The organism is Dehalogenimonas formicexedens, from assembly GCF_001953175.1.
Classification (GTDB): Bacteria; Chloroflexota; Dehalococcoidia; order Dehalococcoidales; family Dehalococcoidaceae; genus Dehalogenimonas; species Dehalogenimonas formicexedens.
The window spans coordinates 873,620-894,251 of the sequence record NZ_CP018258.1 but is presented as its reverse complement, the minus strand read 5'-3'; the positions used below and the strand labels follow the sequence as shown (position 1 = coordinate 894,251).

17 protein-coding genes are annotated in these 20,632 nt (G+C 53.5%); 13 read left to right on the top strand and 4 right to left on the bottom strand.

Annotation, left to right across the window (positions count from 1 at the left end; genetic code table 11):
• The first annotated feature begins 83 nt into the window (after window positions 1-83).
• The 6 genes from rpoB to rimI all read left to right on the top strand — a co-directional run bounded on the left by rpoB (window position 84) and on the right by rimI (window position 11,403).
• On the top strand, window positions 84-3,851 hold the full coding sequence (rpoB, locus tag Dform_RS04745) for a DNA-directed RNA polymerase subunit beta (RefSeq protein ID WP_076003994.1): 3,768 nt from the start codon (window positions 84-86) through the stop codon (window positions 3,849-3,851).
• Between the two features lies 1 nt (window position 3,852).
• Complete coding sequence (gene rpoC / locus Dform_RS04740) at window positions 3,853-7,731, top strand: DNA-directed RNA polymerase subunit beta' (RefSeq protein ID WP_076003993.1); 3,879 nt, start codon at window positions 3,853-3,855, stop codon at window positions 7,729-7,731.
• A gap of 169 nt (window positions 7,732-7,900) precedes the next feature.
• Window positions 7,901-8,668, top strand: a complete 768-nt coding sequence (locus tag Dform_RS04735; protein ID WP_076003992.1) for a hypothetical protein — start codon at window positions 7,901-7,903, stop codon at window positions 8,666-8,668.
• Window positions 8,669-8,740: 72 nt separating this feature from the next.
• Window positions 8,741-9,784 (top strand): Holliday junction branch migration DNA helicase RuvB, encoded by a 1,044-nt coding sequence (gene ruvB / locus Dform_RS04730; RefSeq protein ID WP_076003991.1) that lies wholly within the window; start codon window positions 8,741-8,743, stop codon window positions 9,782-9,784.
• Between the two features lie 442 nt (window positions 9,785-10,226).
• On the top strand, window positions 10,227-10,790 hold the full coding sequence (locus Dform_RS04725; RefSeq protein ID WP_076003990.1) for an epoxyqueuosine reductase QueH: 564 nt from the start codon (window positions 10,227-10,229) through the stop codon (window positions 10,788-10,790).
• Between the two features lies 1 nt (window position 10,791).
• Entirely contained in the window at window positions 10,792-11,403 is a 612-nt protein-coding gene (gene rimI, locus Dform_RS04720; protein ID WP_076003989.1) for a ribosomal protein S18-alanine N-acetyltransferase, read from the top strand.
• Here rimI and Dform_RS04715 read toward each other — a convergent pair.
• The 4 genes from Dform_RS04715 to Dform_RS04700 all read right to left on the bottom strand — a co-directional run bounded on the left by Dform_RS04715 (window position 11,400) and on the right by Dform_RS04700 (window position 12,992).
• On the bottom strand, window positions 11,400-11,597 hold the full coding sequence (locus tag Dform_RS04715) for a tautomerase family protein (protein ID WP_076003988.1): 198 nt from the start codon (window positions 11,595-11,597) through the stop codon (window positions 11,400-11,402). The two genes, rimI and Dform_RS04715, sit on opposite strands and share 4 nt — an antisense overlap.
• On the bottom strand, window positions 11,598-11,930 hold the full coding sequence (locus Dform_RS04710) for a hypothetical protein (RefSeq protein WP_076003987.1): 333 nt from the start codon (window positions 11,928-11,930) through the stop codon (window positions 11,598-11,600). It abuts the gene before it with no gap.
• Between the two features lie 8 nt (window positions 11,931-11,938).
• A complete protein-coding gene (locus Dform_RS04705; RefSeq protein ID WP_076003986.1) occupies window positions 11,939-12,157 on the bottom strand; it encodes a hypothetical protein in 219 nt (72 codons plus the stop codon).
• An 85-nt stretch (window positions 12,158-12,242) separates the two neighbouring features.
• Window positions 12,243-12,992, bottom strand: coding sequence for a class I SAM-dependent methyltransferase (locus tag Dform_RS04700; RefSeq protein WP_257787731.1), 750 nt, complete (start codon window positions 12,990-12,992; stop codon window positions 12,243-12,245).
• On the opposite strand from Dform_RS04700, the gene Dform_RS04695 reads away from it, so the two are divergent.
• The 7 genes from Dform_RS04695 to Dform_RS04665 all read left to right on the top strand — a co-directional run bounded on the left by Dform_RS04695 (window position 12,943) and on the right by Dform_RS04665 (window position 20,617).
• The gene (locus Dform_RS04695; RefSeq protein ID WP_076003984.1) at window positions 12,943-14,325 is read left to right on the top strand and encodes an elongator complex protein 3; all 1,383 of its coding nucleotides are present in this window, start codon (window positions 12,943-12,945) and stop codon (window positions 14,323-14,325) included. The genes Dform_RS04700 and Dform_RS04695 overlap by 50 nt on opposite strands.
• Before the next feature lie 167 nt (window positions 14,326-14,492).
• Window positions 14,493-15,083, top strand: a complete 591-nt coding sequence (locus tag Dform_RS04690) for a 4Fe-4S dicluster domain-containing protein (protein ID WP_076003983.1) — start codon at window positions 14,493-14,495, stop codon at window positions 15,081-15,083.
• Complete coding sequence (locus Dform_RS04685) at window positions 15,080-15,943, top strand: CoB--CoM heterodisulfide reductase iron-sulfur subunit B family protein (protein ID WP_076003982.1); 864 nt, start codon at window positions 15,080-15,082, stop codon at window positions 15,941-15,943. The genes Dform_RS04690 and Dform_RS04685 overlap by 4 nt, the downstream gene beginning before the upstream one ends.
• 2 nt (window positions 15,944-15,945) lie before the next feature.
• Entirely contained in the window at window positions 15,946-18,975 is a 3,030-nt protein-coding gene (locus tag Dform_RS04680; protein WP_076003981.1) for an FAD-dependent oxidoreductase, read from the top strand.
• 22 nt (window positions 18,976-18,997) lie between these two features.
• Window positions 18,998-19,441: a hydrogenase iron-sulfur subunit gene (locus tag Dform_RS04675; protein WP_192846602.1), complete on the top strand. Its 444-nt coding sequence runs from the start codon at window positions 18,998-19,000 to the stop codon at window positions 19,439-19,441.
• 8 nt (window positions 19,442-19,449) lie between these two features.
• Window positions 19,450-19,635: a hypothetical protein gene (locus Dform_RS04670; protein ID WP_076003979.1), complete on the top strand. Its 186-nt coding sequence runs from the start codon at window positions 19,450-19,452 to the stop codon at window positions 19,633-19,635.
• Window positions 19,636-19,699: 64 nt separating this feature from the next.
• Window positions 19,700-20,617 carry an NADH-quinone oxidoreductase subunit B family protein gene (locus tag Dform_RS04665; protein ID WP_076003978.1) on the top strand — a complete coding sequence of 306 codons (918 nt, stop codon included), beginning with the start codon at window positions 19,700-19,702 and terminating at the stop codon, window positions 20,615-20,617.
• The last annotated feature ends 15 nt before the right edge of the window (window positions 20,618-20,632 follow it).

The following is a 20,632-nucleotide window of genomic DNA, read 5'->3' as shown; positions in this document are numbered from 1 at the left end:
TATAAAGGTCTTTTCAGGTTCCACTTTTCCCAGGAACTAGTCTGCCCAATTCCTTTACTTTACTACTGGTATAAGGAGTAAACATGGTCTCAACATTAGCCGCTACCGGCGAACTGTCGGCAGCCGCAGCCCGCAAATCCTATTCCAAAATCCCCGAAGTCGTCGACGTTCCCAACCTGATCGACATTCAATTGGCATCGTTCCGCTGGTTCATGGAAGATGCCCTTAAGGAACTCATCGAAGAAATTTCACCCGTAAGAGACTTCAATGGCAATCGTATGGAACTCGAATTCATCGGTTACGAGTTCCGGGAACCGCGCCTGTCAGAAGAAGAATGCCAGCAGAGAGACCAGAATTACTCGGTGCCTCTGTACGTCAAAGCCCGGCTGATTATTAAAGCCACCGGCGAAATCAAAGAACCATTTGAACTTTTCTTCGGCGACTTACCGCTGATGACCCGTAACGGCACCTTTATTACCAGCGGCACGGAACGGGTGGTCGTCAGCCAGCTGTTACGCTCTCCGGGCGTTTATTTCACCGTCCAGGAAGACACCGCTACCGGTCGCCCGCTGTGCCATACCTCACTTATTCCCAGCCGCGGCGCGTGGTTGGAATTTGAGACGTCCAATAGGGATGTCGTGTCGGTTAAAATCGACGGCCGGCGTAAAATTCCGGTCACCAGTTTCCTGAGGGCCATCGGCTACAGCTCCGATCAGGAATTGATCAATTTATTCAGCGATGTCGATACTTCGATGGAGCACCTGTACACCCAATCCTCGATCGACAAGGATCCCTTGATCCGCGATACCAACGGCGCCCTCATCGATATTTACGGCCGCCTGCGCCCGGGAGACCCGGCCAACGTGGAGAACGCCTCCCGCCTGGTGAACGACATGTTCTTCAGCCCGGACCACTATGACCTGGGCATGGTCGGCCGCTATAAAGTCAACCGGCGCTTGAATCTCGAGGGTAAAGTCTCGGAAGAAAACCGGGCGCTAACCCGCGAAGACATTGTTGCCATCATTAAACAGATCATCCGCATTAATAACGGCATTGAGCACGCTGATGATATCGACCATCTCGGCAACCGCCGCATCAGGACGGTCGGGGAGCTGATTCAGAACCAGTTCCGCATCGGTCTGCTTCGTTTGGAGCGCGTCGCCAAGGAACGCATGAGCATTGTCGCCCTTGACCAGGTGACGCCCAGCGGGCTGGTCAACATCCGGCCCGTCGTGGCCGCCGTCCGCGAATTTTTCGGCGGTTCCCAGTTGTCCCAGTTTATGGACCAGACCAATCCTCTGGCAGAGTTGACCCACAAGCGACGTTTGTCGGCCATGGGCCCCGGCGGTCTTTCGCGCGAACGCGCCGGTTTCGATGTCCGCGACGTTCACTACTCCCATTATGGCCGGATCTGCCCCATCGAAACTCCTGAAGGCCCGAACATCGGTCTTATCGGTTCGCTCGCGTCTTACAGCCGTGTCAATCGATATGGGTTTATCGAAACTCCTTATCGCAAAGTTTTGAAGGAACTCTTGAATCATGATTCGCGGTTGATCGGTCTGGCGCTCCGGGAAGATGTGAAAGACGAAAGCGGCACCACCATCCTGGCTGCCGGAGATGTTGTCGACGACAAGTCGTTCACCAGGATCGCCAAGCTGCCCGAACATCTCGTCATGATAGAACCGTTTGTTTCGGACGAAGTCCCTTATCTCTCCGCCGATGAAGAGGACAAGTACGTCGTAGCCCAGGCGACCGCCAGACTCGACGCCCGCGGACGCTTCATCGACGAGCGTATCGAGTCCCGGTTCGGCGAGCAGTATCTATACGAACCGCCGCTCAAGATCGATTACATGGACGTTTCGCCGCGGCAGATTTTCTCTGTCGCCGCGTCACTTATCCCGTTCCTTGAACATGACGATGCCAACCGCGCTCTTATGGGCGCCAACATGCAACGCCAGGCTGTGCCTTTGCTGAGGCCGGAAGCCCCGCTGGTGGCCACCGGCATGGAGATGGAGGCCGTAAGGTATTCGGGTCACGTCATTTTCGCCCGGAATCCGGGTACCGTTAGATCAGTCACCTCTGAAAAGATCATCGTCAAGACTGACGGTAAAACCGAAGACAGCTACAAGCTGATCAAATTCATGCGCACCAACCAGGGTACCTGCATAAACCAGCGCCCGGTGGTTTCCGTCGGCGACGTTGTCAAAGCCGGTCAGGTACTGGCCGACTCTTCGGCCACCGAAAACGGCGAGTTGGCTCTCGGGCAGAACGTTATCTGCGCCTTCATGAGCTGGCACGGTTACAACTACGAAGATGCCATTATCATTTCCGACCGACTGGTAAAAGCCGATCGGTTTACTTCGATCCACATCTCCAAGCACGAGGTGGAAGCCCGGGACACCAAGCTGGGTCTTGAAGAGATCACCCGCGATATCCCCAATGTCGGCGAAGAATCGCTGCGCGAACTAGACGAAGAAGGCATCATCCGGGTCGGCGCCGAGGTCGGACCGGACGATATCCTGGTCGGTAAGATCACCCCCAAGGGTGAAACCGAACTTTCTGCCGAAGAAAAACTGCTCAGGGCGATCTTCGGTGAAAAAGCCCGGGAGGTCAAAGATACCTCCCTCCGCATGCCTCACGGCGAATGGGGCAAGGTCATTGCGGTAAAGGTCTTTACCCGCGACGGCGGTGACGACCTGCCGGCCAGGGTCAACAAGTGGGTCCAGGTTTGGGTCGCCCAGAAACGCAAGATTTCGGTCGGCGACAAGCTGGCCGGACGCCACGGCAACAAGGGTGTCATTTCCATCGTCGCTCCGGCTGAGGATATGCCTTTCCTGCCCGACGGCACCCCGGTAGATGTCGTTTTGAATCCCATCGGCGTTCCCTCCCGCATGAACCTTGGTCAGATACTTGAGCTCCACCTCGGTTGGGCCGGGCATCTGCTTGGTTTCAGGGTCCGCACCCCGGTCTTTGACGGCGCCACCGATGTTGCCATCGAAGACGATTTGGCCAGGGCTTACATCGCCCAGGTTGCCGGTTTGATAAAACTGGATTACGAATTGAAAGATGCCAAGGCCGTAGCCGGTGCCGCCGCTGCCTGGCTCAACAAGAAAGGTTTTGATGGCACCCGTGCTTTTGATGACAATCATCCCGGCGTCGGCCGTGAGACCTGCCTGAGGCTGTGGCTGGAGGAACTGGGTGTCGGCGACGCGCGCACCATGCCAGCCTCCGACCTTGATGCCCGGGTTTTCAAGCTCTCCCGTGAACGCAATATTCCGTCGCCGGTCGCTGGCAAGATGATCCTCCGCGACGGTAAGACCGGCGATCTTTTCGATCAGCCGATCACTGTCGGCAATATGTACATCCTGAAGCTGATCCACCTCGTTGAGGACAAAGTCCACGCCCGCGCCACCGGACCTTACTCATTGATCAGCCAGCAGCCCCTTGGCGGTAAAGCCCAGTTCGGCGGCCAACGCTTCGGTGAAATGGAAGTCTGGACCCTGGAAGCGTACGGCGCCGCCTACAATCTCCAGGAGATGCTGACCATCAAATCCGACGACGTGACCGGCCGCGCCAAGGCCTACGAATCAATCGTCAAGGGTGAGGATGTGTCCCAGCCCGGCGTGCCGGAATCGTTTAAAGTCCTGGTGAAAGAATTGCAGAGCCTCGGTCTGGCCGTAGAAGTCATCAATGAGGAAGAAAAAGTTCTTTCGGCCGAACGTTTGCCCGAAGTAGGGAGCCAGGAAGACGAATCGGAACTGGCCACCCTGGCCGGAGAGTTAACCTCGCAACTGGTTGAGGTTGATGACTCGGGCGAAGAAGAATCTGAAGAAGAGGATACCGATAACTAATATGAATGAAGTCATTGATTTTGACGCCATTCGAATCTCGCTGGCCTCTCCGGAGCAGATCCGCAGTTGGTCGTATGGTGAAGTCACCAAACCCGAGACCATCAACTACCGGACCCTGAAACCTGAACGGGACGGCCTTTTCTGCGAGCGCATTTTCGGTCCGACCAAGGACTTTGAATGCTCCTGCGGCAAATACAAGCGGATCCGCTACAAGGGCATTATCTGCGATAAGTGCGGCGTTGAGGTTGCCCGGGCTAAGGTTCGGCGCGAGCGCATGGGCCATATCGAGCTTGCCTGTCCCGTTGGCCACATCTGGTTTACCAGGGGTATCCCAAGCCGCGTCGGTCTGCTTCTCGATCTTTCGACCCGCAGCCTTGAACGCATCGTCTATTTTTCGCACTATGTGATCACCTCGGTAAATGAGGCGGCCAGGCAGGCCGCCATCGGTGACCTTGAAAAGGGTCGCCGCCTTGAGATGGACGAGCGCCAGAGCGAGATCGACGCCAAGGCTTCCGCGATGGAATCCGCCGGCGCCGATATCCAGGAGATCAACAATCTGCGCCGCGACTTCGAGGCGGAACGCGACGAGAGCGAAGAAGAGACCGTCAGCATCGTCGAGCAACTGGCCGGCTTACGCACCGGTAATCTGCTGACCGAAAGCCAGTATTACGATCTGAAGACCCGGTATCCGGAAATCTTTGAAGCCAAGATGGGCGCCGAGGCGATTCTCGACCTGCTGCGCGCCATTGACCTTGGCGAGATGCGCAATCACCTGATCCAGGAAACGCGCTCTTCCTCAGGCCAGAGGCGCAAGAAAGCGTCTAAGCAACTCCAACTGGTTGAAGCCTTTCGCCGGAGCGGCAACAAGCCGGAGTGGATGGTACTGACCGTCCTGCCGGTGCTGCCTCCGGATTTGCGCCCGATGGTCCAACTCGATGGCGGCCGCTTCGCGACCTCCGACCTGAACGACCTTTACCGCCGCGTCATCAACCGTAACAACCGCCTCCAGCACCTGCTTGAGATCGGCGCCCCGGAGATCATTATCCGCAACGAAAAGCGCATGCTCCAGGAAGCTGTCGACTCTTTGATTGATAACGGGCGCCGTGGCCGTTCTGTCGCCGTGTCCGGCGATCACAAGGCTAAGTCTATTTCCGATCTGCTGCGCGGCAAGCAGGGCCGCTTCCGCCAGAACCTGCTGGGTAAGCGCGTCGACTACTCCGGCCGCTCGGTCATCGTGGTCGGCCCCAGCCTCCAGCTGCATCAGTGCGGTTTGCCCCGCCGCATGGCCCTTGAGCTTTTCAAGCCATTCGTCATGCACCGCCTGGTCACCGACGGATTGGCTCCCAACATCAAGAGCGCCCGCCGGTTGGTGGAGCGGGCACGTCCCGAGGTATATGACATTCTTGAGGATGTGGTCAAAGACCGGCCGGTCATGCTGAACCGCGCGCCGACGTTGCACCGGTTGTCGATCCAGGCGTTCGAACCCGTGTTGATCGACGGCTCGGCGCTGCAGATCCATCCTTTAGTTTGCTCCGCTTTCAACGCCGACTTCGACGGCGACCAGATGGCCGTCCACCTGCCTTTATCCAAGGCGGCGGTCAAAGAAGCCCGGGAGGCTATGCTGTCCATCCACAACATGCTGCTGCCTTCATCAGGCGATCCGGTGGTCACCCCCAGCCTTGATATGGTCTTCGGTTGCTACTACCTCACCACCATCCGCCCAGGACTCAAGGGCGAGGGTAAGCACTTCGGCAGCTTTGAGGAAGTCAAAAGGTATTTCGACCTCGGCATAATCGAACTGCGCGCCGAAATCGAAGTGCGGACTCCCGATGGCGAAAAACTAAAGACCAGCGCCGGGCGCATTATCTTTAATGAAGCCTTGCCGCCGGGTTTGCCTTTCTTCAACAAGCCGGTTGACAAGTCCACCATCCGCCGCCTTATCGGCGAGTATAAGAGGGTTGCCAGTGACGAAGTGATGGCCAAGTCGCTGGATCATGTTAAACAACTGGGCTTCCGTTTCGCGACACGCTCGGGCATCACCATCGCCATGGGTGACATCGCTGTACCGGCGGCTAAATCCAATATCGTCGCCACCGCTGAATCCGAAACCGGGATCATCGAACAGCAATACGCCCAGGGTCTTATCACCGACGACGAGCGTTATGCTGGCGTTATCGAGATCTGGATGCGGGCAACCGAACAGATCACCGATGCCATCTCCAAAGGCCTGGACACCTACGGTAATGTCTACATGATGGCCACCTCAGGCGCCAAGGGTAACATTTCCCAAATCCGCCAGATGGCCGGCATGCGCGGCCTCATGACCAACCCTTCCGGCCGCATCATTGACTTCCCGATCAAGGCCTCCCTGCGCGAAGGCCTGTCAGCCATTGAATACTTCATCTCGACGCACGGCGCGCGCAAGGGTCTGGCCGATACCGCTCTGCGAACCTCCGGCTCCGGCTACCTGACCCGCCGCCTCATCGACGTTACCCAGGACCTGATAATTTTCGAAGACGATTGCGGCACTATGGACGGACTTTGGATCGAAGAACCCAAGGAGAAGGGCATCCTTCCGCCCCTGGCCGAGCGTATTTCAGGCCGGTTGGCCGCCCAGCCGGTGGCCCATCCCCAGACTGGCGAAATCCTGGTCGACCGCAACGGTGAAATCGACGATAAAAAAGCTAAAGAGATCGCCTCCGCCGGCGTCACCGCGGTCTATGTCCGCTCGCCTCTGTCATGCGGCTCGCGCCGCGGCGTCTGCACCAAGTGCTACTGGCGCGATCTCGGCCGCGGCCATACCGTTGAACCGTATACCGCCGTCGGTATCGTTGCCGCCCAGAGTATCGGCGAACCGGGTACCCAGCTGACGTTGCGGACCTTCCACACCGGCGGCGTTGTCGGTACCGACATCACCACCGGTCTGCCCCGCGTCGAAGAACTTTTCGAGGCCCGGCCGCCCAAGGCTCAGGCCATTATTTCCGAAATTGACGGTACGGTTCAGGTCATGGAATCTGATGCCGGCCGAAGCGTGCAGGTTATCTCCCGTGAAACCTACCAGGATGAATATGAACTGCCGGAAGGCTGGAAACTTGAAGTAACCGAAGGCCAACCCGTTGATATGGGTGCCGTTCTCGCCACCGCGCCGGAAGCAAGTAAGAAGTCGGCTCATCTGACTACCGGTGAATTCGTTCTGGCCGCCAGGGTCGGCGGGCGGGTAAGTGTCGAGGGCTCACGCCTCGTTATCAAATACGAAGATATCGACCAGCGCGAGTATCCTGTTCCAGCGGCTTCGCATATTGCTGTTAAAGACGGCGACATCGTGAAAGCCGGTCAGCGCCTGACTGACGGTTCCGTCAATCCGCAGGATATTCTGGCGGTTCTGGGCCGCGAAGCCGTCCAGCGGTATCTGGTTGAGGAAGTTCAGAAGGTCTACTTCTCACAGGGCGTTCATATCAATGACAAGCACATCGAGGTCATCGTCCGCCAGATGATGAACCGTGTTCGGATTGATTCGTCCGGAGATACCGACCTGGTTCCCGGTGAACTGGTGGATAAATTCCGCTACGAAGATATCAACGCCAACATTCTCGCCGAGGGCGGTGAACCTGCCACGGCGCACACCGTGCTGATGGGCATCACCAGGGCTTCGCTTTCGACCGAATCTTGGCTGGCCGCCGCCTCGTTCCAGGAGACGACCCGCGTCCTGACCGACGCCGCCATCCACGGTAAGAAAGACGTCCTGTCAGGCCTCAAGGAGAATGTTATCATCGGTAAGCTAATTCCGGCGCAGTGCCAATCCTGCCGTGATGCCACCGCCGACAAGAACGCGGAATTGGAAGCCGCCAAGATGGTTCAATTGGAGCAACCAGCCATCTAGATAATTTACCCTCAGACCAAAAAAGAGAGCCTTCGATCGAAGGCTCTCTTTTTATATCCGAGCGTGAAAAAGAATCCCTGGTTTTCCAGGCAAATGAAATACATTACATAATATTATTGTATCCGCGATTTCCGGGGTGTATGATAAATGAAACTGAGGGAGAGCTATTATGACCGGAAGACCTGCCAATAAGTTGATGGGCTCGCTGGGGGGAGTTGCTCTGATTTTCATTTCGCTTTTTTCACTTCTTCCCAAGGAAGTGAATGCCCAAACCAGCGACGGTAGCTATCAGATGTACGGGTTCAACCTGGTCGGGTCGTTGCCCATGATGAATAAGAATGGTCAGTCGATCTCCAGCGGGGACCTGCAGACGCCTGACGGAAAAATGAGTTTGAAGATCCCACTAGGGACCATCATCCACAACGCCGCCGGGAAAAACCAGGAGTTTATCTCAGCCATCCTTGTTCAGAACCCGGCCTCTGTTCCGTCTCAACAGCAATCGGTCATTGCCTACGAGATTGGTACTCCTGGGGCTACTTTCAATCCCACGGTCGGGCTGGCCTTCAATTATTCCGATGCTGAATTGCCTTCGAATATCTCCGAATCGAGCCTTTACATCGCCCAGTGGAATGGGTCGTTGTGGGTACGGCTGGCATCCGACGTCAATACTTCGTTCAACACCGTCTCAACTACTATCTCAAGTTTCACGACTTACGCCTTGATAGGCGGCGGTTCTACAGTCACGACCACCCCATCGGCGACAACAACCCCGCCCGCTACAACGACCACCAATCCTACAACTTCGCCGTCGACCCAGGCGTCAACCTCGGAAACCTCAAGCTCCGGGGGTAGTTCCAGTTCTACGATGATCTTTGTGATCGGCGGGGCCGCCGTACTCCTAATCATTTTATTGATCGCGGTAACAAGGAAGAGTTAGTCCTTTCGTGAGGTTTTCCTGTATTTATTCGGACCAATTTTTCCGTTGACTGTGTTATAATCTGCACAATTTATGGCCGAACGCATAATTTCCAGCCAATCAGTTCCTGACGATACCAAGCTTGAAACGAGCCTTCGTCCCAGGTCGCTTGATGATTTCATCGGCCAGGCCAAAATAAAAGATAACCTGGCGGTAACAATGGTGGCGGCCAGAGCCCGCAAAGAGGCACTGGACCATGTTCTCCTGTATGGTCCGCCCGGTTTAGGCAAGACCACGCTTGCCTATATCATCGCTCACGGCATGGAGGTCAATATCCGGATCACTTCGGGTCCGGCTATCGAACGCCCAGGTGACCTCGCCGCTATTTTGACCGGCCTTCAGCCGCATGATGTCCTTTTCATCGATGAAATTCACCGCCTCGGCAGGACGGTTGAAGAGATCCTTTATCCGGCTATGGAAGATTTCGCTCTCGATATCGTTATCGGTAAAGGCCCTGGAGCCAAGAGCCTACGGCTGAAACTGCCGCCCTTCACTTTGATAGGGGCCACTACCCGATACGCCATGTTATCTTCGCCGCTACGTGATCGCTTCGGTTCGATTTACCGCCTCGACTTTTACACCGATGAAGACATCGAGGCCATCCTAAGAAGGTCCGCCGAAATTCTGGGAGTCCAGGCCGATCAGGCTGGCTTGAGAGAGATTGCCTGCCGCGCCCGGGGCACGCCTCGTGTCGCCAACCGTCTGCTCAAGAGGGTACGTGATTACGCCCAGGTGAGAGGTCGCGGGGTCATTGATTGCGAGATCGCCCGGGTCGCGCTTGGCCGATTGGAGGTGGACGCTGTCGGTTTGGACAATATCGACCATCAACTCTTGAAGGCCATTATCGAGAAATTCTCGGGAGGACCGGTCGGTCTTGAGACCCTGGCAGCCGCCATCTCCGAGGATACCGACACCATCATGGATATTTACGAACCTTATCTCATGCAGCTCGGCTTTTTAGAGCGCACGCCTCGGGGGCGGGTCGCCACCCGCCGGGCTTACGACCATCTCGGCCTGAAATATCCCAAAAGTCGCCTTGCTGCGGAAGGTGAATCGCCCCAGGCGCCCCTTCTTTAGCTTTTTTATACGGGCGACATGCAATCGCCCGCCCCGTCCGGACCTGAAGAGATATAACAATGTACCCATCTCTTGTTAATCCAGACGGATAGCGCAATTCTCTCGTTTTTTTGAATGCCGTAAAACCGCCTTTGAGAAATTGAAAACATCTTCCCAAAAACGACATGAAACGCTTGACAGCTCGCTGAACACGTGTGCTATATTATACCTACAATATGGTTAAGTACCCGAAGCTCCCGTCGCCGTTTTTCCATCGTTCCTCCGCACCGGGGGAATTGTTTCCTTTGTTTTTGCGAGCGCGCGCCCGGCTGACGCTGCGAACGTCAAGAACATGGCGCACAACATCGGAAACACGGGATTGCGTGATTGTTGGCAAGAATCTACTTAGCCCGGGTGATTCGTTTCATTCGTTTTTCACACCGGAAATTTGTGAGAAAATTCCGTGACACCCAAACTTCTGGTCCATTGCTGCTGCGTGCACTGTTCGGCCTATACCCTTAACTACTGGCGGGAACAGGGCTTTGGGGTCACCGCCTTCTGGTATAACCCCAACATCCATCCGTTCCTTGAACATCAGCGGCGTCTGGAGGCGCTAAAATCCCTGGTCGCCAGGGAGGGCATTTCGGTCGAACTAGAGCCGGGGTATGACCTGGACAAGTACTTTGTGGCTGCCGCCGGTAAAAATGAGAACCGCTGCCGGGAATGCTACCGTCTGCGCCTTGGTAAAGTCGCTTCTTACGCTGCTGAACACGGTTTCGACGCTTTCACCAGCAGCCTTTTGATCAGCCCTCAACAGAAGCACGATCAGATTATCGAAATCGCCCGGTCGGTGGAGCTAATCTCGGGGGTTGTGTTTGAGTACGCTGACCTGAGGAAACGATATTCTGATAGCCGCCGCCTGACCAAACCGCTGGATCTGTATCGGCAGCAGTATTGCGGTTGCCTTTATAGCGAATGGGAAAGATATCGGGATGAATCGACGACTCCAAAGGGGATAGAGGTCTGATATGCAGTACATCGTGCGTCCAATGACCCAGGAAGACGTTCCCCAGGTAACCGCCATAGATCGTGAGGCCTTTCCCACCATGTGGCCGCCGATGAACTACCAGCGCGAGTTGGAGAACCATCTGGCCCATTACATCGTCGTCGCCGAAGAATCTGATAAAACAAGTGAACCCCCAACAACTAAAATCGAAGCCAATACCGGGCTTGCCCACAAAGTTGTAGAATGGCTGACACCGCACAAAGCCGGCCCGGAGCCTCCTCAGAAAATCGTCGGTTTCGCCGGGTTTTGGATGATGGCCGGCGAGGCTCACATCATAAGCCTGGCCGTTAAAAAGGAGTTCAGACGTCGCGGGTTCGGTAAACTGCTGCTTGTCGAACTGGTCAGGGCGGCAGTTAAAATCGAGGCTGAGATTGTGACTCTCGAAGTTCGGGTTTCTAACTATGAGGCGCAACGCCTCTATCTGCAATATGGGTTTATCGGCAAAGGCGTGCGCCGGGCTTACTATACCGATAATCGGGAAGACGCGCTCATCATGACCCTGGATGACGCTGATTCAAGCCAATGTGTCGCTAAATTTGAAGAGTGGAGAAACAGCCTGAAATTTGGCCTTTAAAGGGGCCGCGCGGCTGATTCCGAGCTTAATTTACCCCCGGAAGCCCAGTTGGTTTTGGCGACATCGCGGAATATGATCGTGACCTTTTCGGCGGGAGTACCTATTTTAACGAACTCGTTGGTGATGCCCTCAACCAGTTGCTTCTTCTGGGCAATGGATCGGCCTTCATGCATCTCTACGGTGATAACAGGCATTCAAGCCTCCTTGGTTATTCTCTTTAAGAAAATCGGGCAGGTTTGCCAGTCGCCATGGATGTCCGGGGTGGCAACTATCAGCCCCCAAATATCATCCGAGCCGCTGCGGGCGACATGCCACCAATGGGTGAATCGCGGAGGAATGCCTCTGGTTCTGAAAACCGCCTCTTCCACTCCGATGGTTTGCACCATAAGGCCGGGCCACTCTGAAAAGCCGCCTTCAGGCTCGGACATACTTACGTTAACCTGTTTTCCGAGCCAGTCAATCTCAAGCACCACCGTACTGGAGTGGTTGGTTCCAGGCAGGTGGACTTCTCCTTGGAACGACTCCATATGGAATTTTACCGGCCGCGGGAGCGCTTCTTGGCTTCCTGCTCTTGTTCAAAGCGGGCCAGTTCTGCGTCATCCATCGCTTCGCAGCTTACCAATCGGTTGTTCTCAAGATTTATCTTTAAAACTGCACGGCATTTCCAGCACTTGTAAGGGCCAATGTAATAAGCATCGGTTATAGAAAAACCGCCGCTCGTATTGCACTTTGGGCACGTAATGTTGACCAGCATAACACTGCTCCTTTACAAAGCGTCCTGTATGGTCGCTATGTTCGCGATAATGTTATCAGTTTGATTTATCGTAAACAAATGACGGTTAGGGTTTTTGGACAAGCAGACATATGTTTCGGGAAAAATATTTTACCGGCAGGTGGTAGGTTGATTCAGGCCGAGAACTGATAATCCTGAAACCGGCGGATTCAAATAGTTTCTCAAGTTCTCTGTAGGAAAATAGATGGTAGAAACGTTCGATCACTTCGTCTTTGGCACGCCACGGGATGTGAACATCGCGGTTCCTGAAAATGAAACGGGGCTGAAAGGCATTCCAAACGGTAATGAATGCTTCGCCTCCGGGCTTCAGAACTCGGAACATTTCCCTGGCGGCTTTCTCTCTGCCTGGTTTGTCGTCGATGTGATGCAGGCTGGCCACAGCCAATTCGAAATCGAAGGAGGCGTCCCGGTAGGGTATCAATCTCATGTCAGCCTGCTTCAGATCGGCTTGGAATCCATGTTTCCGCATGAATTTTTCGGCGAACTTGAGCATTTCAGAGGAAATATCGATGCCCGTCAGATCGAAACTATCCTTGAAAGGTAGAAAATCAGCGCCGTGCCCGCAACCGAGGTTCAATAATTTACCCTTTTCCCACCTGCGGGCGAGTGAATCCAGTTCTGTTTTGAAGATCGTCCGGTGTCTGAACCCGTACCATCCCGCGGCGATACGATCAAAGGTGGGAGATGTCTGGTAAATTGACATAAATATTTCTTCGAAATGGCGCCTATTGTATAATGGAGTATAAATGAAAAAGCTGACCCGGACAATTTCAGGCGTCACCCCGGTGGCGGTCATGAGTCGACCCGCGCCATGTCCGGGGCGCTGCGTTTATTGCCCTGACTTTTCGGACACACCTCGCAGTTACACGCCTCACTCTCCGGCAGTCATGCGCGCCGTGAGATACGACTATGATCCGGGCGCCCAGGTAAAGGCCCGGCTGCGTATTCTATCCGACATGGGACACCCGACAGATAAAGTTGAGTTGATCGTGATGGGCGGCACGTTTTTAGCCACTCCGGTTGATTACCAAAACAGTTTTATAAAATCATGTTTCGACGCTTTGAATGGCTCTACCGGCGTTTCTTTGGAAGATGCTCAGAAAACCAACGAGTTATCGGCTAACAGGGCAGTGGGCTTATGCATCGAGACCAGGCCTGATTATTGCGGTGACGCCGAAATCGAGCGCATGATCAAATGGGGTACTACTCGGGTTGAACTTGGGGTTCAAACCCTTGATGATAACGTTTATCGCTTGATCAACCGTGGGCACGACGTGTCGGCCGTGATTGGAGCCACTGCTCGATTGAGAAGAGCGGGTCTGAAAGTGCACTATCACTGGATGCCGGGATTGCCCGGATCGACGCCGGAAAACGATCTGGCGATGACCAAACGCCTTTTTAATGACCCCAATTTTCAGCCGGACGGGATTAAAATCTATCCCACTATGGTCATTGAAAATACGGAACTGGAAAAATGGCAGCGCGAACACCGGTATGAACCTTATAATGACGAAACAATGATCAAGCTGATCGCGGAGATGAAAATAAACGTTCCACCGTATGTCAGGATTTCACGGGTTCTAAGAGACATTCCCTCTGAGTACATTACCGGGGGGCTCAAGAACTCTTTGAGGGACGGGGTAAAGAGCATACTTCAGGCGCAGGGGCTCAACTGCCAATGTATCAGGTGCCGCGAGTTTGGTCACCGGAAGACCAGGAATTTCACCGAACTGGTGCTTCGGCGGCGCGAATACGAAGCGTCAGGGGGCAAAGAGCTATTTCTTTCGATTGAGGATGAAACGGACACCTTGTTCGGATTGCTCAGGCTCAGGATTCAAGATCAGGAGCCGGATAATCTTCAACACATCTCAGAACGAATTGCGATCGTGAGAGAACTACATGTTTACGGCCCTGAACTCCAGTTTGGAGAAAAAGGACGCAACTCCGCCCAGCACAGGGGTATAGGCAGACAATTACTCCAGGTGGCTGAAAAAATAGCTCTAAACGAATTTGGGATGGAATATATCGGCATATTATCGGGCGTGGGAGCACGCAATTATTACAGGGAACATGGTTATGAATTTCGTTCCGGATATATGATCAAACAACTTAAACCACCTGTCTCCTGAACGCAATTCGATTGACAAAATCGGTCACTGTGCGATAGTATTGTACCAAAGATATAGTACCTGTTTGGCATTTTCAAAGTCGACCTTATCGTTTTTTGACACGGGTACTAGGCCTAAGATACTATATTATGCCTTGGCGGTTAGACTCTATATTAAGGCTAACACGTATGACTCAAACTGCGGATCCCCGCGAATTTAACCTGATCCCGGGCCATATAAGCGAATTTGCTTCAAGCATTAAGGCCCTTCACGGGGTCGACGCCAACATGTGTTTTCAGTGCCGGAAATGCTCCAGCGGTTGCCCTCTTACTGAATTCATGGATATGACTCCGGTCCAGGTGATCCATGCTGTTCGCCTCGGGCTCAAGGATGAGGTGCTGAATACAAATACCTATTGGTTGTGCGTTGCTTGTGGTACCTGTACCGCGCGCTGCCCCCAGGAAACCGGTTTATTAAAGGTCATGGACGCACTGGCTAACATCGCAATCAGGGAAGGCATCCAACCTAAAGAACCTGACATTGCGGCTTTTTACAAGTCAGGCTTATTTATTATCAAGAACTTCGGAATGATGTACGAGACCGGAGTGGCTGGCCTTTTAAGCTTGAAAACGGGAAACCTTGGTCGCGACGCTGCGCTCGGTATTCGTATGCTCAAAAAAGGAAAACTAGAAGTTTTCCCCCATTTCCAGAATTCACGTGAAATGAAACGACTGTTCAAAAAAGTCGCTAAGAAAGAACGGGAGCTGGCTCAATCTTGAAATACGCTTTATTTAACAGCTGTTCCCTCCGGGCTAGCGGCAAAGACTACTATCAGTCCCTGTTGCGGCTATTTGAAATCGTCGGCATCGAAACTGAGGAGTTGAAAAACTGGATATGCTGTGGTTCGACCATAGCCCATAACGCCTCAGTAATGTTGGCTGATACTCTCCCATTAAAAAACCTCGCCGAGGTTCAAAAACAGGGATCCGACCAAATAATCGTACCCTGTACCGCCTGCTATAACAGGTTCAAGGTTGCTCAGTACGAAGACGAAGGTGATAGCCGCCTGAAACGTGAGATCGAAAAGATCATTGATCACAAATTCGAAAAGCCGGTTTCTGTGCTTCACCCCCTCGAGATATTATCTACCGATGAAAATCTGTCCAAGCTAAAGTCAAAGGTGCGAAGGGACCTTTCGCATCTCACCGTGGCCTCATATTACGGGTGTTTACTTGTCCGGCCACATAAAGAAACAGGCTTCAGAGATGATCCTGAATATCCGATGTCTATGGATAGGATACTGAACGCCGTAGGCATTAAAACGACTGATTGGTCTCACAAGGTTGACTGTTGCGGCGGTTCGTTATCTCTTACACGACCCGATGTCGTATTAAAGCTCACGACTAAAATTATCGATGACGCCTGCGCTTGTGGAGCCACGGCGATCTCGGTTCCTTGCAGCTTCTGTCAACTCAACCTGGACGTGCGGCAGGATGACCTCAATAGACTTGGTGGAAACTACCATGTTCCGATCTTTTATTTTAGTGAGCTTTTGTCGTTGGCGCTCGGCGTCCCCGAGAGTGAATTAATGCTGAACAAACATTTCGTCGAGGGTGAAAAACTGCTGGTGAAGGTTTAGAGTTGAGCAAGACAAAAATTGGCGCAGCTTTAGTCGTTGGGGGCGGAGTCGGCGGCATGCAGGCAGCTCTTGATCTGGCAGAAGCCGGCATTAAGGTATATCTGCTGGATGAAGCTCCCGCCATCGGCGGCAAGATGGTGCAGCTGGATAAAACCTTTCCTACCAATGACTGCGCCATGTGCACGGTTTCACCGCGGCTTGTCTCCATAGACCGTCATCTGAACATAGAACTGCTAACGAACTCCCGAGTCATCAGCTGCGAAGGTGAAGCGGGTAATTTCAGGGTCAACGTACTAAAAAAAGCTCGCTTCGTCGATCTTTCAAAATGCACTGGATGCAATGTTTGTGTGGAGAAGTGTCCGGCCAAAACTACCAGTGAATTTGAGCATGGGCTTGCCAAGCGTAAAGCCATATATACTCCCTTTGCCCAGGCGGTACCCAACGTACCGGTGATTGATAAGGACAATTGCATCTATTTCAAGAAAGGCAAAGGGTGCAAGGCTTGCGAGAAATTTTGTGAGGCGGGGGCTATCCTTCTCGACCAGCAGGATGAAACTGTCGAAATCAATGTCGGCGCCGTGGTGCTGGCGCCTGGCTATGACCTTTTCGATGCGGCAGAAAAACCCCAACTCGGTTTTGGCCGGTATCCGGACGTCCTGACGAGCCTCCAATTCGAAAGAATGCTCGCAGCTTCAGGGCCTTTTGCCGGAAAGGTGGTTCGCCCGTCCAATGGAGAACTGCCTCAAAAAGTGGCGTTTATCCAATGTGTCGGCTCTCGGGAGACATCGGCTGATTTCTGTTCCGCGGTATGTTGTATGTACGCAACCAAGGAAGCGTTGATTCTTAAGGAACACCATCCGGAGATTGACGTCGCTATTTTCTACATCGACCTGAGAGCCTACGGTAAAGGCTTTGAAAGTTATTACGAAAGAGCAAAAAAGGCCGGAGTGCGTTATATCCGCTGCCAGCCATCCTCATTGAAACAGATTCCCGCCAGTAAAGAAATAATCGTCAGGCATCAGGACGAGCAGGGTAAGATAGAAGAGGAAAAGTTCGATCTTGTCATGCTGTCATGCGGCCTTCGGCCGTCCAAAGGCAGCCAAACGTTAGCTGACAGATTCGGTATCAAGCTCGATAGTAATGGGTTCTGTCTCACTGACGGTTTGGATCCGGTTGCTACCAGTCAGGAAGGAGTTTTCGCCGTTGGTGCGTTCACCGGACCAAAGGACATTCCTGAGACCGTAATTCAGGCGGGGGCTGCGGCTTCCAGGGTGATGGCTCTCCTTGCTGAGAAGAAAAACGAACTTATTCAACAGAGAATATATCCCGAGGAACGGGTGGTCGATGGTTCCGAGCCGCGCCTGGGTGTTTTTGTCTGCCATTGCGGTAAGAACATCTCTTCAGTAGTAAATATCCCTGACCTGGTCGATTACGCCCGGACATTGCCGAATGTCACTTTTGTCGATGACACACTTTTTGCCTGTTCGACCGACGCCGGCGAGAAGATCAAACAATCCATTATTGAACATGGGCTCAATCGGGTGATCGTGGCCGCCTGTACCCCTCGAACCCACGAGGGTTTATTTCAGGATACCTTGCGGGAAGCCGGTCTTAACCCATATCTCCTGGAAATGGCTAATATCAGGAACCAGTGCTCCTGGGTACACATGCACCAGCCAGCCGAGGCCACTTACAAGGCTAAAGATATCGTCCGGTTGGCTGCGGTGAAGGTTAATCATCTTAAGCCTTTACGTCCTGGTCAAGTCCCGGTCAGTCACGAAGGAGTTGTTATCGGCGGCGGGTTAGCCGGGATGACCGCGGCTTTAACGCTGGCTGATTCAGGCTATAAAACGTATCTATTCGAGAAATCAAGAGAACTTGGGGGGAATTTTAAGCGGGTAAAATTCGGGGAGCCGGGTGAGGAACCCCAGGCTAAGCTTCATGAAATGATCGAACGGATCAAGATCCATCCCAACGTCGAATATTTTCTTGAAGCCAGTTTCAATGCATTCGAAGGCGCCGCTGGTAATTTCCTGATCGGTTTCGAACTGGATGGTCAACAGCGGCAAGTAAAAGCCGGAGCGGTTATCGTCGCGACAGGAGCCTCGGAGTATCAGCCAACCGAATACCTTTACGGCAAAGACCCGAGGGTGTTAACCCAGCTCGAACTGGAAGAACGGCTTTCAACCGAAAAAATCGAAGCCAAAACCGTGGTTATGGTCCAATGTGTTGGCTCCAGGGATGAGAAACGACAGTATTGCAGCCGTTTGTGCTGTATTCAGGCAATCAAAAACGCCATCAAAATTAAAGCCCGCCAACCCGAAACAGAAGTATTCATCCTCTATCGGGATATTCGCTCCTATAGCCTGCATGAGGCGGAATACACCAGGGCGCGCAAATTGGGCATTCGCTTTCTCAGATATGAGCAGTTTGAAAAACCGGTTGTTAAGATGGAAGCCGGTGTATTAAAGGTTTCGACGTTTGATCCGATATTAAAGGCGCGGCTTAATGTCACGGCCGACATGTTGGTTCTTTCTGTCGGTGTGGTCCCTTCGGAAGATCAGGATGTCGCCAAATTGTTGAAATTGCCGCAATCCGAAGATGGATTCCTTATGGAGGCTCACATTAAGTTACGTCCGGTGGACTCGCCGGTTGAAGGGGTGTTTCTCGCTGGATTGGCGCATGGTCCCAAACTAGCCGATGAGTCTATCGCTCAAGCTGGGGCAGCGGCGGCAAAGGCCGCGGCTATTCTTTCGAAGGACGAACGCCAGCTTGAAGCCTGTGTCTCAGAGGTTCTAGATGATAACTGTGACGGCTGCGCATACTGCGTCGAACCGTGTCCTTTCAAAGCGATAACTCTTATCGAATACATGTCGAACGGCTCCGTAAAAAAGACAGCTGAATCCGATCCCGCTAAATGCCAGGGTTGCGGGGTGTGCATGGCTACCTGTCCCAAGAAAGGTATCATGGTCAAGAATTTCAACCTTGAAGAACTATCAGACATGGTGTCTGCGGTTTTAACCCCTGCGTAAAGGAAGACATAAGATGAGTTCCATGACGGTAACCGATAACGTTGATGCCTCCCAGGATCAGGGGTATCAGCCCATCATTATTTGTTTCGCCTGCAACTGGTGCTCCTATGCTGCCGCCGACCTGGCCGGGGTATCACGCATCCAGTATCCACCGAACGTTCGAATAATCCGGGTCATGTGCTCCGGCATGGTCCATCCCAATCTGGTTATAGACGCTTTGACTAAAGGCGCCGATGGCGTTTTGATGTGCGGCTGCCACCCTGGCGACTGCCACTATCGGGAAGGCAACCTGCGCGCAGAATCTCGCGCGGAAGCGATCAAGCTGATGCTCCAGGATTTCGGCCTGGAAGATGAACGTTACAGGTTGGAGTGGGTATCGGCTTCTGAAGGGGCGAGGTTTGCGCAGGTTGTAACCGATATGGTAGCGGACCTTAAAAGACTGGGACCAAGCCCGTACAAAATGTAAGGAGGACGATGGAACTCTCTCGCCTCTTCGATGGCAGGAAATTCATGTGGGACGGCAAGGAATATCACAGCGCAACCGAAAGCCGGGAACAGGAAGAACATTACAGGTCACTCGGTTTTGAGGTTAGATCGCTGAACGAGGGTGACATGCATTATCTGTATACACGCAGGGTGGTGTTAAACTCTCTGGGATAAATCTATTTCGGGATCGTGTCGCGGGGTCAACCGGAAGTCAAGCAAATTACAAGGAGGATCTGACATGGTACGTGTAGCTGAAGAATGGTTCGCGGTGTGCGGGGGGTGCGAGGTCTCTATTCTGGACATCGGCGAGCCACTTCTGGATCTGCTGCCCAGCCTGGAGTTCGTCCACATGCCGGTACTGATGGATCACAAGCTTTTCGGTCAAACCGGCGAAAAAAAGCACATGGAAATACCGGAGGCCGATGTCGGCATTGTCACCGGCAGTATCCGCAACCAGGAAAACAAAGAACTGGCTGAGGAAATGCGCCGGAAATGCAAAATCATCATCTCTCTGGGATCTTGCGCCAACTTCGGCGGCATTCCGGCTTTGGGCAACATGTACAACAATGGCGATATTTTTGACATTGCTTACCGTAAAACCGCGAGCACCGAAGCTGGCGACAACCCGAGTCAGGGTCTGCCGGCGCTAACCGACCGCGTTTATTCGGTGAATGAGGTGATCAAGGTGGACGTCTCGATCCCGGGCTGTCCGCCTACGCCAGAATGGATCGCCGGCGCCTTGACAGCGCTGCTTCAGGGCAAGAGTTTCAGCCTGCCCGAGCGAAGTGTTTGCGATGATTGCCCTACGGTACGCGAGAAAAAGGCCAAGGTGGCCATTCGGCGACCGCTGCAGGCTCCTGAATTTACCCCGGGGCGCTACGATAATATGCGCTGCATGAATGAGCAGGGTATCCTCTGCCTTGGGCCTGCCACCCGCACTGGTTGCGGTGGTTCGGAAAAGACACCTCGATGCATTAAGGCTTACATGCCTTGTCGGGGTTGCTTCGGTCCTATTCGCGCCGGGGCGAATCCCATGGTCGATATGATGGGCGCGTTGTCCTCCGTTGGCCTGGATCCCAAACAGATCGAAGACCGGATGGCAACATTCAACCGCTTCATCGGCGCCGGGCGTCTGCGCCCGATGCCGACCCGCTAAATCAGGGTAAGGAGA